Annotated in this window: 16 protein-coding genes and 4 pseudogenes; 11 read left to right on the forward strand and 9 right to left on the reverse strand. The window is 62.0% G+C overall.

The window, feature by feature from the left end; all coding sequences use genetic code 11:
* Positions 1-188: 188 nt before the first annotated feature.
* Positions 189-596: pseudogene (locus tag AC1RQK_RS10580) on the forward strand (DUF1016 N-terminal domain-containing protein); the annotation flags it as partial.
* Here the strand turns inward: AC1RQK_RS10580 and tnpB are convergent.
* The 3 genes from tnpB to AC1RQK_RS10595 form a co-directional block, all read right to left on the reverse strand.
* Complete coding sequence (gene tnpB, locus AC1RQK_RS10585; protein WP_492809099.1) at positions 524-946, reverse strand: IS66 family insertion sequence element accessory protein TnpB; 423 nt, start codon at positions 944-946, stop codon at positions 524-526. The pseudogene AC1RQK_RS10580 and the gene tnpB overlap by 73 nt on opposite strands.
* A complete protein-coding gene (gene tnpA, locus AC1RQK_RS10590) occupies positions 943-1,398 on the reverse strand; it encodes an IS66-like element accessory protein TnpA (RefSeq protein ID WP_492808995.1) in 456 nt (151 codons plus the stop codon). Before tnpA ends, tnpB begins: the two co-directional genes overlap by 4 nt.
* Before the next feature lie 294 nt (positions 1,399-1,692).
* Positions 1,693-2,307 (reverse strand): hypothetical protein, encoded by a 615-nt coding sequence (locus AC1RQK_RS10595; RefSeq protein WP_492808996.1) that lies wholly within the window; start codon positions 2,305-2,307, stop codon positions 1,693-1,695.
* A gap of 664 nt (positions 2,308-2,971) precedes the next feature.
* On the opposite strand from AC1RQK_RS10595, the gene AC1RQK_RS10600 reads away from it, so the two are divergent.
* Positions 2,972-3,175, forward strand: coding sequence for a hypothetical protein (locus AC1RQK_RS10600; RefSeq protein WP_492808998.1), 204 nt, complete (start codon positions 2,972-2,974; stop codon positions 3,173-3,175).
* Here the strand turns inward: AC1RQK_RS10600 and AC1RQK_RS10605 are convergent.
* The 4 genes and pseudogenes from AC1RQK_RS10605 to AC1RQK_RS10620 all read right to left on the reverse strand — a co-directional run.
* Entirely contained in the window at positions 3,166-3,675 is a 510-nt protein-coding gene (locus AC1RQK_RS10605; RefSeq protein ID WP_492809000.1) for a hypothetical protein, read from the reverse strand. The two genes, AC1RQK_RS10600 and AC1RQK_RS10605, sit on opposite strands and share 10 nt — an antisense overlap.
* Entirely contained in the window at positions 3,672-4,049 is a 378-nt protein-coding gene (locus AC1RQK_RS10610; protein ID WP_492809002.1) for a hypothetical protein, read from the reverse strand. Before AC1RQK_RS10610 ends, AC1RQK_RS10605 begins: the two co-directional genes overlap by 4 nt.
* Positions 4,046-4,333 (reverse strand): annotated as a pseudogene (locus tag AC1RQK_RS10615) (DNA methyltransferase); the annotation flags it as partial. The pseudogene AC1RQK_RS10615 and the gene AC1RQK_RS10610, both read right to left, overlap by 4 nt.
* A gap of 224 nt (positions 4,334-4,557) precedes the next feature.
* Positions 4,558-5,187, reverse strand: a pseudogene (locus AC1RQK_RS10620) (DNA cytosine methyltransferase); the annotation flags it as partial.
* On the opposite strand from AC1RQK_RS10620, the gene AC1RQK_RS10625 reads away from it, so the two are divergent.
* The gene (locus tag AC1RQK_RS10625) at positions 5,150-5,356 is read left to right on the forward strand and encodes a hypothetical protein (RefSeq protein WP_492809105.1); all 207 of its coding nucleotides are present in this window, start codon (positions 5,150-5,152) and stop codon (positions 5,354-5,356) included. The pseudogene AC1RQK_RS10620 and the gene AC1RQK_RS10625 overlap by 38 nt on opposite strands.
* Before the next feature lie 6 nt (positions 5,357-5,362).
* On the opposite strand, the gene AC1RQK_RS10630 is transcribed toward AC1RQK_RS10625, so the two are convergent.
* Positions 5,363-5,686 carry a hypothetical protein gene (locus tag AC1RQK_RS10630; RefSeq protein ID WP_492809004.1) on the reverse strand — a complete coding sequence of 108 codons (324 nt, stop codon included), beginning with the start codon at positions 5,684-5,686 and terminating at the stop codon, positions 5,363-5,365.
* A gap of 117 nt (positions 5,687-5,803) precedes the next feature.
* Between AC1RQK_RS10630 and AC1RQK_RS10635 the strand changes: the two genes are divergently transcribed.
* From AC1RQK_RS10635 to AC1RQK_RS10645, 3 genes are all read left to right on the forward strand, one after another.
* On the forward strand, positions 5,804-5,926 hold the full coding sequence (locus AC1RQK_RS10635; protein ID WP_492809005.1) for a hypothetical protein: 123 nt from the start codon (positions 5,804-5,806) through the stop codon (positions 5,924-5,926).
* A 131-nt stretch (positions 5,927-6,057) separates the two neighbouring features.
* Positions 6,058-6,210 carry a hypothetical protein gene (locus AC1RQK_RS10640; protein ID WP_492809007.1) on the forward strand — a complete coding sequence of 51 codons (153 nt, stop codon included), beginning with the start codon at positions 6,058-6,060 and terminating at the stop codon, positions 6,208-6,210.
* 512 nt (positions 6,211-6,722) lie between these two features.
* Positions 6,723-7,268, forward strand: a complete 546-nt coding sequence (locus AC1RQK_RS10645; protein WP_492809008.1) for a hypothetical protein — start codon at positions 6,723-6,725, stop codon at positions 7,266-7,268.
* Positions 7,269-7,328: 60 nt separating this feature from the next.
* On the opposite strand, the gene AC1RQK_RS10650 is transcribed toward AC1RQK_RS10645, so the two are convergent.
* On the reverse strand, positions 7,329-7,481 hold the full coding sequence (locus tag AC1RQK_RS10650) for a hypothetical protein (protein ID WP_492809010.1): 153 nt from the start codon (positions 7,479-7,481) through the stop codon (positions 7,329-7,331).
* 485 nt (positions 7,482-7,966) lie between these two features.
* On the opposite strand from AC1RQK_RS10650, the pseudogene AC1RQK_RS10655 reads away from it, so the two are divergent.
* From AC1RQK_RS10655 to AC1RQK_RS10675, 5 genes and pseudogenes are all read left to right on the forward strand, one after another.
* Positions 7,967-10,881 (forward strand): annotated as a pseudogene (locus tag AC1RQK_RS10655) (Tn3 family transposase).
* A 165-nt stretch (positions 10,882-11,046) separates the two neighbouring features.
* Entirely contained in the window at positions 11,047-11,202 is a 156-nt protein-coding gene (locus AC1RQK_RS10660; protein WP_492809012.1) for a hypothetical protein, read from the forward strand.
* 141 nt (positions 11,203-11,343) lie between these two features.
* Positions 11,344-11,793, forward strand: a complete 450-nt coding sequence (locus AC1RQK_RS10665; RefSeq protein ID WP_492809014.1) for a hypothetical protein — start codon at positions 11,344-11,346, stop codon at positions 11,791-11,793.
* Between the two features lie 258 nt (positions 11,794-12,051).
* Entirely contained in the window at positions 12,052-12,312 is a 261-nt protein-coding gene (locus tag AC1RQK_RS10670) for an H-NS histone family protein (RefSeq protein WP_492809016.1), read from the forward strand.
* Positions 12,313-12,329: 17 nt separating this feature from the next.
* The gene (locus AC1RQK_RS10675) at positions 12,330-12,485 is read left to right on the forward strand and encodes a hypothetical protein (protein ID WP_492809018.1); all 156 of its coding nucleotides are present in this window, start codon (positions 12,330-12,332) and stop codon (positions 12,483-12,485) included.
* Positions 12,486-12,894 lie beyond the last annotated feature (409 nt).

Genomic DNA, 12,894 nt, shown 5'->3' on the forward strand with positions numbered 1-12,894 from the left:
ATGAAGTAGCGTTGGTACCCCGCTGAAAGCTGGCACGGTTTTGCACGGATGATCAGCTTGGCCAAAATCAACGGCTGTAGAGATGAAACAATGAATCGAAGGCAATTCAAATTGATGTGCCGCCGCAAAGCGGGGCGAGGAGTGCAGCGAGTGGGCCAACTGCGCAACGGCGGCTTGGACCGTTTGCGATGACGCGCAAACGAGTCGCGGCCCAAGTCCCTCCAGCGGTAGCGTCACAGGGGCCAGTGAATGCCGACGCGCTTGCTGGGGACATCCGGCGTCTCATTAGCGAAGCCCGTGCGGGGCTTGCCGTCACCGTCAACGCGGCGCTGACGATGCTGTACTGGCGCGTCGGCCTGCGTATCCGCTCGGAAGTACTGGGCGGCGAACGCGCCGAATACGGCGAGCAGATCGTCGTTTCTCTGTCGCGGCGGTTGGAGGCAGAGCACGGTCGTGGCTTCAGCGCTAAGAATTTGCGGCACATGCTGCGCTTTGCTGAGGCTTTTCCGAGCGAGGACATTGTCTACGCACTGAGTAGACAATTGAGTTGGACCCACCTCCGCAGCCTGATGTACATTGATGACCCACTCAAGCGTGAGTTCAATATGGCAAACCGCCTATTTGTGTGGCGGGGCTGTCTGCAGTCAATCCCTTCGAGGAGCATCGACAATTGCGCCTGGGTCAGGTGGATTTTGCCGCCATCGGCTTGTGGCCAGACGAAACGCCCAGCTTCCAACCGCTTCACAAACATGCAAAGCCCGTCGCCAGTGGCCCAGAGCAACTTCAATGTGTCACCGCGGCGCCCCCGGAAGATAAAGAGGTCACCACCGAACGGGTTATCCTCCAGCGTCGCCTGCACCTTGGCCGCCAGGCCTTGGAACCCGCAACGCATGTCGGTAACGCCAGCAGCAATCCAGATGCGCGTGCCCGCCGGCAGCGCCATCATCGCGACAACTCCCGAATGAGCAGCCGCAGCACCGCCGCTGGAACGTCCCCGCGAATGCGTAGGAGGGCTCGATCAAATTCAACCTCGCAACTGTTCTCTGGCCCCGGCGTCGCTTCTCGAATCGGCGCATTCACCGCCGGCACAGGCATCTCGGCAATAACGCTGACTGGCAGCAAGGACGTTGTGCTGTCCGGCTCCGGGTTCCGCTGCTCGACAACCGATGGTGGACCGTACGCCCCAGCCAGATATAGGCGCCGCCATTTGAACAGCAGATTCGCGTTGACATCGCTCTCCCGGGCTATCAATGCTACCGATGCCCCTGGCTCGAGCGTCTGCTCCACCAACTCCCGCTTGAATTCGACAGGAAAATTCGGCCGCTTGTATCGGCCTCCTGCAACACGCCCACTCAATGTTTTGTCCACTTTGGTGCCCCACCATAATTTGGTGGGCACCAAATTACCCGCCACTCAATCCATCGTCGAGAACGGCCTTCGTGAGCCCCTTACAATTGAACTACCGAGAAAACGAAGATCTGGTGTCTGGCTCGCGCGATGGGGCTCATGCGAGTCCACGCGAGGTCCCGTGCAACGAGGCGGGCCAGCGCAAATGAGGCACTGGAACGCCAGTTGCAGGCGTTGCGTACCCAATTCTCGACGGAGCTGGAGCGCACCCGCGAGCAAGTGGCCGTCGCGCAGGTGCGCGCCAGCGCTACCGAGCGCCGCGCGCTACTCGAAGGGAGCCACGGGTTACTTTGGCTGGCCCGATTCTTCCCTCTGTTCAGCAATCTTCTGCTTCATTGCCTTGATTGCCAGAGGCCTCGCTCCAATCAGTTCCCGCCCATTCATGCTCCATAGGGACGTCGCCAACCCATCATGTATAGCGACCCGCTCCTTGTTGATCTCAAGAGCAAAACCCGTTGTTAGCGTTCTCCCACCCTCCACCAGCTCAATGCATCGCACGCGGCTTCGCTGCCCGGGACATCCCTCAGCCATAGCAGCCCGCTCTTCGGCGACTTGACGCATGGCAGCGGAGTCCCCAAGTGCGGCGGGAACAACCAATCCCAATGACAGCAGAAAAATGGGACCAAACATCAGCATTGGGAACATCGTCGCACAAGCGACGATGAAGGCAATACTCTTGGCCTTGCTCCCAAATATCTTGGTTGCGCCATTCCTAAGTGCTTCGCTCTTACTGCTCAAGTAGTCAATTGCAAGAACAAGCAGCGCTATACCAATCCCAAACAGCATTAGGATAACCAAGAACGTCCATTCCTTGCCGAATGCAACCAAACCGTTGGTTAGTACGCTAAGCGTAGCGGCGATGCCGAAATAGATGTAGTCGAGCCTATCGACGCGGAACATCTTCCAGTCAATTCCGTATGCGGCCAACCGGGTATCGTGATACACAACCCCTATGTAATAGGTCACGGTAGACAGAATCAGGATAAGGATGGAGAGCCCTGCGGGAGTACGCCATATGGCGGATTTCGACGTGGTCGCTGGGGAGGTCTCTGGCCGCCCTATGTTGTTTCGCCCACGAAGCACTTGGGACTTTTTACTGGCAGTGGGATTGTGTTTCACAGCAATGTGTTGGAAGTTATTGACCGACAGATTAACGGCAGACCGCAAGGAAACTGGACAAAATGGTAGCGCCATCATGGAGCCGCTGGTGCCAACGAAAGGAATGGCGGCGCGAGCTTGCGGAGACTTCCGAATATCCTGCGTCTCGCAGAGCGCCGCAATGGCAACGTGGGCGTGGCCCCTTCTTCAGGGGCGGCCTTCATGCGTGTGGACGATTCCTTTGATCGCGGCAGTCCCTTGTCTGTGGAAGAGTTGCAGCAGCTCAGCGAAGCAGGGCGCCAAGCTTTTGCAAGGTGATCTTGCGCGGCCCGCGTGTTGCGGCTGAGGAGGGGCTGCCATCTTGGCGCACTCCCACTGGCTGGGAGCCCGTCTAGGAAAACCGGTCGACGGGGCGGTTGTGTTTCCCTCTTCATGCTACGATCTCCCGTTCCAATCGGAGGTCGTCATGACAATCGAGAGCTACCAGGGCTATACCGTCCGCGGCTTTGCGAAGCAGCTTGGCGATGGATCCTTCGAGGCATCCGGTGCAGTTGAAATGGGTGGTCGCCTCGTGGAAGTCTCGGACCCCTTGGGGTACTACCCCTCGTTTGAGCGTGCTGCGGCAGCCGGGATAGCATGGGCGAAAGCCTGGGTTGACGATCACGGCTGAACCCTCCGAAATTCCACAACCCACACCCAGGGATTCGCGTCCCAGGCGCCGGCGCCCTTGATACTGTTCCAGATGTCGCGGTAGTGCAGTCGATAGCTGCCCATGCTCGGGTCCAGGATGCATTCGCGCCCAGTGGCCAGGTCAGCCGATAGCGCGCCCTCGGCCGGCGGCTCGTTCTCGTAGCCACTCGGCACGCAGGCGGGGTAGTCCGCTCGGTAGACGGTTGGGCCCGGATCGAGCGTGGTCGGCTGCGCCCACGTCTCGCGCACGTAAAGGCGGTCGCCGACTTCGCCGTAGGGGCAGCGCATCTCCTCGACGTGGCCCCACCAGTTGCTGGCTGGGTCGCAGATGTCGCCGGTCTCTTCACCGCGCATGCTGCCGCTTACATACCACTCTAGGCCACGTGGCATTCTCCAGAACCGCCGCGTCTGCGTCTTCCGGCCGTCGAGGATCGCGCGCACCATCGGGGCGCTGAAGAGGATCGGGCGTTCCTTGGTCATGCTAGGATTCCTCGAAACTGACATAGAGGACTGACATGGCGGATAGCATGCAGGGTTTTCGGCTCGACGATGGTGGTGAAGCTGTTAAGTTCGGCATCATGGTCGACGGGCAGCACCACTTTTGCTTGGTCAGCCGGGAGGTGCTTAACGACCTCAGCAGTTCCCATTCCCCTCAGGATCCGGACCAACCGAATACCGCAGCGGATCTGTTGCGCGAGTTCGAGTTGCACCGGCAAGTGATTGCCGAGAAAGCAGAAATGGCGATTCGAGGTGGCCTGACGGGCGACCCTCTTCTCCTTCCCGCAGAACTGTTCTTCCCGCGCGGCCGGCCGCTCGGAAAGCTGTATCGCAACGAATAGATAGCGGTGGGTCATGCTGCTACCTCCAGCACTAGGCCCGGCTGGCGCGTGCGCTCGGCCTGCAGCGCAATGTATTCAGGGTTCAACTCGGCGTCCGGCCAGCGCCAGCCCAGGCGCTGCGCCACGCTGGCCACCGTGCCCGAGTCCATAAAGGGGTCGAAAACGATGTCCTCCGGGCGGCTGCCGGCCAGCACGCAGGGCTCGACCAGCGCCTCCGGGAAGGTGGCGAAGTGGGCGCCAGTGAAGGACTGCGTCGGAATAGTCCAGACCGAGCGCTTGTTTCGGGTCTGGCTGTAATCGACGTCTTGGCGGCCCCCGATGCTGCGCCTTCTGGCCGTGCTCGCCGGCGGAGTACTTCGTCTCGCGCGCGAAGCTGTTCCGCCTGGAGTAGCGGCCGGTCAGTTCGCGCGGCTCGCGGCACAGGTCGAACACCTCGACCATGTTGTCCAGGAACTCGCGTAGCGTCGGGCTTGGAAGCTTGAGAAGCGGATCGACAAGCTCGCTGACGCTGGGCTGATTACGAAGGACTTGAAGGCGTGGGCGCGGTGCCGTGGGCGCTGGTGACCGCGCCGGCGGCCTGGTCCCAAGGCACGATCCGGAATTCGTTGTTGTGCTTGGCCGGACCGGGGTGACGCGGGTCGGCCACGCTGAAGGTGCCCTGACCGGGTGACTTGACGCCAATCCGCGATCGAGTAGGCGCCGTTGTGCGGCCGGCTGGAGCCAGCGATTGCACCGGTCGGCTCCGACCATTCGCGCACGCACAGCGCGTCGTTACGCATGTCCGGCAAGATGAGGTAGTCACGTAGGTGCCCATCTTCCACCGCCAGGTTGTTCAGGCTCCGCCAGTCGCTGCCGGCCTCGACAAACGCCAACCGCACCCAGGTCTTCCACTGCAGCGACGGCACGCGGTGCATCGGGCCGCCGGCCAGCGCGCCAGGCAGCGGCATGCGGCCCAGCATGGTACCGACGCCCTGCAGTCGGCGCGGAAGGCCGGGACCTTCTCCATATGCCGCGCCACCAGCAGGAAGCGCTTGCGGCTTTGGGCTAGCCCGCCGATCTCGCCGCAGTCGTGCGTGGTCTCGTTCACGGCGTAGCCGTAGTGGCGCAGGATCTGGTTGATCTGGTCGAGCAGATGCCGGCCGCGCGTGGCCAGGCTGATCGAGATCGGCGACAAGAAGTGCTACCTGTCGCCCGCTGGCGTGCCGCTACCGGTCGCTGGTGACCTGTTGGTGGGCGGAATGGACGTCTGGCCGGTCAAGAACGTCAAGGCGGTGAATCCGGCAGGCACACCGGTGTTGTACGAGCTGCACCTTAGGCGATAGCCAAAATTACTTTTTCTCGTCTCGAGCATCCCAAGTCTTCATGGAGGTAATGCTCTTGCCGCCGTGCCGCAAAAGGAATTCGATGAGACGACCGTGCAGATATTCGAATGAATAGTCCTTCTTCTCGGAGCCGGGCTTCCAGTAGAAGTACAAATGATCCTTGTATTCAGCGAACTTAAAAAGGCCGGCCTTTGCCCATTGTTCTGGCGTGTGAATGAAGTCGCCGTCTGTGTTCAGGCCCCATGTCTCAGCGTCGCCAGACGGGCCGGCTGCCTTTTTAAGTTTAGCCAGGAGGCCTGCCGGGTCCGCGCTATAAGCATCGATTGCCATATCTTGTCCTCTGGTTAGGTGAAAGTGACGAAAGCGCCGAACATCTCGGCAAGCCACAATCAAGCTACAGGCTGTCTCGGAGTGCCACCCTCCGAAAGGAGGGGCAACAGTTGAACTATGGCAACGAATGATCTCTTCCGCCGCCAATTCGCGGCCTTCGTGGCGCGCGCCCAGGGCAACCAGGAGCGGGTGGTGCGCAAGGTTGCGCTGGACCTGATGCGAAGCCTCGTGCTGAAGTAGCCCGTGGATACCGGCCGCTTCCGGGGCAACTGGCAGGTGCAATACACCCTGGAGCAGCGCCAGCTTGGCGTGGTGGACCGATCCGGAGCGTCGACCATCGCCACGGCTATCCTGGATCTGTCGCATAGCGGATGGGTAGCACCGTCTACCTGGTCAACCACCCGCCTTATGCCTTGCCGCTGGAATATGGCCATTCCAAGCAGGCGCGGGGCGGGATGGTCCGCATCACCGTGGCCGAGTTCGACCAGTTCCTGACCCACGCTGTGGGAGACTTGAAGCAATGAGCAATGCACTGGTGAGAAAGGCCGGACGTGTGGCTCCAGCAGCTGCGCGGCGCGGCCAATACGAGCACAATCAACTTCGGCGGCCTGTCGCCCGACGAGACCCGTGGCCAGTGCAGCATGACGAGCTGGTAGGCATACCGCGCCCAGATGACGTTGCGCTCGGGCTCCGGCAGCCGGTCACGCACCGCCGCCGCAATCCGGCCTACGAAAAGGAGTCGAGATGGCGAAAGGAATGGCGTACCGCCGCGCGCGAGTTGAGCGGCTGAAGGTGTATCGACGCAACTACTCTGCGGGCTGCGTAACGAACGAGAGATTGGCCGCGCCGTGTGGACGCCGACGCTGTGCAGTTGCTGGATGTGCGGCAATCCGCGCCGGCATATGGGCGAGCGCACAATTCGCGAGTGTCGGTTTATGCTGGCGCGTCTGGAAGGCGAGTAACGCTAGCCCGCATGGTTCGCCCAGCGGGCTTTTTCGTCAGCTATCATTCTCGTTCCCGAACCACAGGAGCGGAAATGGGTGACGCGCGGACGAAAGCAGCAGAATTGTTTGATTTGTACGCCAAGCATCAGAAAGAGCTGTATGACTACTTCACTCAATGCCAACTGGTTGCTGGGGCTTTGGCCCGCGGCTTGCGGGAGTATGTTGGTCTGCCGGAGCATTTCACAACGCTTGACGGCCGGCATGAGGATTGGGTGCGGCTATACAACGCAATACCGCTGGACGGGGCGCCAGTAAAAGTCAATTCGGCATTTGATCTCGATAAGATGAACGAGAGGGGCGAATTGCAGTTTGCCATTGCCCTAGCATTGGCTCACGGCGAAAACAATCTATCAAAGCGCTATTTCTACGTGTATGCGAACGTCCGCATTACAGCGCAGTCCGTTGTAGTGGCTTTGGGGTCCGATTCCGATAACGTCCTCGAATTCGAGAGGGGCAAGCCCGATTTCACTCGGTTCTATGAATTGTTTGTCGAGCAGATCAAGGAAGCGTTGAGCAGGTCGGTCTACGACCAAAGTGCAGGCGCATTTGCTCCCAAACGGAAGGTCGGATTTCTGTAAGCTCCGCATCCACGGCAGTTTGAGCCCGCACGGTTCGCACCGCGCGGGCTATTTTCCTGCCTACTTCTTGCCCTTCGCCGGCTTGGCTTTGTCCGGGGCTTGGGTCAGGACAGATCCAGCAAGCGTCTTTTCGTTCTTCGATGCTGTCTTTGAAGGCAGCGTCTTGGCGGCCACCTTGGTGGTTCGTGGTGAAGATTTCTCGTTGTTCGCCATTCTGTCTCCTATGTGGTCGCAGCGAAAAATCATCGTAGGTAGCCAAGTTGAGGGCTGCCACCACCCGCGAGTGGGGGGACGGGTAAACGATATGCAGCCATTCCTTGGAACCAGCCATGTTCGCACCGCCTGCCTTCAGCCTCTGGTGGGGCGTATGGGCACGAGCTTGGCTCCCGCCACCAGCGGCAGTGCCGTGTCCCCCGGGCGACGGCACCGAGCCCGAATCCTGATTTCGGGTGCCTGCGGGCACGGCCGCCTAGATCATTTTCCGCCGGCCCTGCACGGCTCCCCGTGCTTCGCGAAGGTGGTTTCGGTTCCTCGGTGTTCCGCGCGCTGGGGTAGCTTTGATTTCGGTGCAATATGCGACGGTTCGCAAGCCCAGCAGCGACGCGGGGGCTCATGCCTAAGTTATTGATTTTTTGAGGTTTGCTGTTCGCTTCTGCTTGGCGTATCTTGTTTGGCCCTAGGCACGGGAGGCGCACGAGATGCAAGGCTGGCAGAGCACCTTTTTGGGCGCGCGCGAGGTGCCGCGTGAACTCAGCAGTTTCGAATTGCAGACGTTCTTCACATACAGCCGCACCGAGCACGAACTGATCGGGCGACGGCGCGGCCCAACGATGAAGCTGGGCCTGGCGCTGCACATTGGCTTTTTGCGCATGAGCGGCTGCCTATTGGATGCGTTCAGTATCCTGCCACCAGTCCTGCTTCGCCACCTCGGCACGGAACTCGGCATCAATACGCCGGATCTAGCGTCCTTGCGGGCGCTCTACGCGCGTGGGCGAACGCTCTCCGACCATCAACTGCTGGCCTGCCAGACGCTCGGGTTTCGTTGGATAACGGTACATCAACGTCGAGCCCTTGTGCGGGCGCTGCGTGATGAAGTGCTGCATTGCGCCGATCGGGACCGACTGCTGTCATATGCGCACCAGTGGCTGTATCAGCATCGACTGATCATCGTGCATGAGCGCGCCATCCGAAGCCTTGTCGCAGCGGCATTGACCGAGCTTGAGTCCGGTGCCTGCGCCTCGATCCATTCGGCGGTACCTCCGGCGACATGGCGAAGATGGCTAGCCGCAATGGAACGAGCACGACCGGATGGTCAGCACGTCCAGAACTGGCTGTGGGCGGTCCCGGCGAAGCACTCGACGCGACAGTTCGCCGAAGTGCTCGAACGTATCGAGTGGCTAGTCGAGATTGGCGTCGACCGCCATCGCTTCGGTCTCAACGATGTTTTGGTGCGCCGTTTTGCACGTCGCTTGGCGGCGCGGTCCCCATCGCTCAGCGCACGAATTAAGGAGCCGGCACGCACCGTCGAGCTGGGCTGCTTCCTGCGATATTGCCTGCTCACTGCCACTGACCAACTGATCCTCATGTTTCAGCGCCGGGTGGCAGATCTATGGCGGCAGAGCGCGGAGGGTGTGAAGGCTCCCATCGACTGGGCCGCACAATACCGGCAACTGCTCGACGAGCTGGCCAGCTTGAGTAGCGATGGGAGTATTCCGGATGCCGAGCTGCGCCCGCATCTGGCCCAATTGGTGGCCGACAAGCGCACTCAGCGCACACCGAGCCGGTCGTCTGCGATCAGGCTGCGGCTGATCGACGCCATCAGGCCCGTACGCGCGTTACTGGTCGCCGTCGCCAAGCTGCCCTGGCAAGCCACCGGCGAACACGCGGTAATTGACGCTCTGGGCAAGCTGCGCCACCTGTATGCGAAGGCCGTTCGAAGCTTACCCGATGACGTGACCGCCCCTTGCCTAGGGCCAGCCTGGCTCGATGCGATCAGCGGTGCCGATCGCGAGCGCGCCTTCCGGGCACTTGAAGTCGCCACCCTGTTTGCCTTGCGCCGCGCCGTTCGCAACGGCTCAGTCTGGATCGAGCATTCATTGAGCTTCCGAGGTCGCGAGCGCTTGTTCCTGCCAGCCGAGCGTTGGCAGGCTGAAGCTCGGCGCCACTATACGCGGCTGTCGCTGCCAGCCCAAGCTGCCGACTTTCTCGGGCCGTTGCTTGAGCGCGTGCGCACAGGCATTGCCGCGGTCGCGGTAGCGACGCGCGCCGGCACGCTACGCGTCGATGACGAGTTGCACCTGGCACCGCTAGCGGCACAGGAAGAGGATCCCGAGGTCTCAAGGCTGCGGACCCGCCTTGACCACCACATCGGCGATGTTCAGTTGCCGGAGGTCATCTTGGCAGTGGACGCCCAGACGCGCTTCAGCTGGATCATGCTCGGCCGCGAGCCCCGGTCTGCGCAGGAACTGTTGATGGTCTACGCTGGCATCCTCGCGCATGGCACGAGTCTGACGGCGGCCGAGTGTGCCAGGATGATTCCACAATTGTCAGCCACGAGCATCCGCCACGCCATGCGCTGGGCGGGAGATGAGAGGCGGCTGGTTCAGGCTTGTAAGGCAGTTCTGGAGTTCATGCACCGCCATCCGATCGCGGCGAGTTGGGGCCGGTCGGATCTCGCCTCCTCGGACATGATGAGCCTGGAGACAAGCCAGCGCGTCTGGCAGGCACGGCAAGACCCACGTCGCTCCACACCGCCTCGGTAGGTATCTACACTCACGTCCGAGATCGGTGGGGGATCTTTCACGCCCAGCCGATTGTGCTCAACGAAAGGCAGGCCGGCGCGGCGATCGAGGGCGTTGTGCGGCAGGAGCGAATCGAGACCACACAATTGGCGGTCGACACTCATGGCTATACCGACTTCGCAATGGCGCTGGCCAGGCTTCTTGGGTTCGACCTGTGTCCCCGACTGCGAGAACTCAAGCAGCGTCGTCTCTTCGTACCTCGCGGCGTTGCTGTTCCCGATGAGATCGCATCCGTGTGTCTCGCCAATGTGGATTTGGCTGCGATCGAGGCGCAGTGGGACCCTTTGGTGCACCTGACAGCCTCCGTGATGTCGGGACACGCCAGCGCTGTGGCAGCCCTAGCGCGATTCGGCTCGGCCGCACGGGGCGACCCTATCTATAACGCCGGCGTGCAGTTAGGCAAGCTGCTGCGCACCGCGTTCCTTGCCGACTACTTCGTCAATGCCGGGTTCCGGCGTGAGCTGTTACGCGTGCTTAATCGCGGCGAGGCGGTCAACTCGCTAAAGCGGGCGATCTATACAGGCCGAGTCGCCCCCACGCAGGCTAGGCGCGCCGACGAGATGCAGGCCGTCGCCGACGCGCTAAGCTTGCTGGCTAACATCGTGATGGCGTGGAATACCGGTCAGATGCAGACAGTGCTCGATCGGCAAGTGAAACGACGGCAGCCCGTGGCACCCGAGTCGTTCGGGCGAATCGCCCCAACACGGTTAGAGGGCATCAATCTCCGGGGCGTCTTCCGCTTCCCAGTTGAGCGCTACGTCGGACAACTACTGCCGTCACAAACTGCACCCAAAACAAGCGCTGCGGGCTGAAATCGAACTCGCAATGACGCCGTTTGTGGTTGATCGATGGCCAAACAGAAATCCTATATTAATCAATAGCTTACGAGGACACGTCCGCGCTGATGCTGGGCTTGCGAACCGTCGCAAATTGCACCGAAATCAAAGCTACCCCTCAAGGCGATCGCGGCCGACGCCGTGCAGTCGATCTGGCAGGCCGCCAACGAGGCCGCTAGCGGCGAGCTGGCCGCCTTGCGAGCGGAGGCGCGGCTACAGGCGAGCGAGGCGGAAGCACAGCGCGACCAGGCTCGCGCCGCGGTGGTGGTGGCCGAGCAGGAGACCGCCGCTGTTTAGGCCGAGCGCGACGCCGTCCAGCGTGCGCGCGCGGCGCTGCAAGGGGAACTGGACGCCGAGCGCCAGGCCCACGCGGCCGCGCAGGCGCGTCACGACGAGAGCAAGCGCCAGGTCGAGGCGCTGGAGCGGCAACTGGGCGAGATGCACGCGCAGTTCTCGGCGGACCTGGAGCGCACCCGCGAGCAGGTGGTGGTGGCACAGGAGCGCGCCAGCGCCACCGCGCGCCGCGCGCTGCGCGAAATCGACCAGGAGCGCACCTTGCGGCAGAAGGCCGAGCAGGCGGTCGCGGATCTGCGCACCGAGCTGGCGGCCATGCAGGCGAGGGCGCAAGACGCCGCCGTGGCCGCCGCAGAGGCGCGGGTGCGACTGCAAGCCGAATACGACACGCTCAGCCGGCAGCTGGCGCAGGCAGAGCAGGCGCTCGGACGAGGGCTGGCGGCACAAGACGGGCTGCGGGCCGAACTGGAAGCGGCGCTGCGGCAGGCCGAGCGCGCACAAGCCGAAGCCACCGCGTCGCGCCGCCTGGCAACGACCAGGCGCCAGGTGCCAGCGACCAAGACCAAATTGAAGTTCAAGGCAGGGCCGGCATGAGAGGCGTGGGCGGCAGTTGGATTTGTCCACCGCGCCACGGGATAAGCTTGTGGACAAATCGCGCGAGGACCAGACCCCCGGCGGGCTCCCCGGGTCTGATTAATATTTGAGCGGCGGGGTGACCACGTGGTCCACAATCCGCAAGCGAGCGGGTTGCTTTACACCAGCGATCCGCCGGAACACTGTTGAGGCTCAACGGTCTTTGAGACGACAACGCAGGATCCTGCCCCGCAGCTTCCTCAAATCTGTGCACCTAGAATGAAGTCGATCGAAATCGAGCGCGCCGAAGCGATTACCTGGATCCGCATCCAGATGGCTCAGCATGGGCTGAGCCTGGCCGACCTGCAGGCTGCCGGCTGCTTTGCCGAGCCGCCACCGGCGACGTTGCCTGGGGCGGTGCGCTACCGCAACGCGCACGGGCAGGGCTGGGACGGCCGCGGCGCCATGCCGGACTGGCTGCAGCGGGCGATCCACGCCGGGCAGACGGTGGAACATTTCCGCGTCGAGCGGACCCGGTGATGTGAAATCATGTACGAATGGCTACTCGATCGTCCCCACGCCGTGCAGCGGCGGATTACGGCGAAGGGCGCATCCTGCTTGCTGCCTGTGCGAGCAACCAATCCGCCTGGGAGCAGCCGGGTATCGCCCAGGCGCCGGTGACGCGCACCAAGTTCAAGCCCGGCCCGGCCTGAGGGCGGGAGGGATGGCGTTTGTCCAGCGCGCGAGGGGGCAAGCCGCGCGGGGGCCGAGTGCCGACGGCGCCAGCGGATTTGACTGCGGCCGCGTCCTCCCGCCGGCACTGATTCCCACCGCAGCCATCCCCGAAACAATGTACTGCGAGGACGTCGGCAAGTTTGGTGCCCAAGACGATGTGCGTCTCTTGGGCACCATCACCGGTGAACAGCGTGAGGCGCTAGAACGTGAGGCGGCTTGTCTTGGGCAGCTGATCTACGCACTTTGGGAATCAGTTTTGGCTGTTGTAAAGTGTAAAGCCAATTCAGTGACCCATAGGAAAAGCTTGCCAAGTTGGCTTAGGATCTTGCTCCCCCGAGGATTGATGCTCAGAAATGAAAAGCCCCGCGTTAGCGGGGCTCACTCAAA

The sequence above is a fragment of the Cupriavidus sp. GW822-FHT02D05 genome, assembly GCF_058802485.1.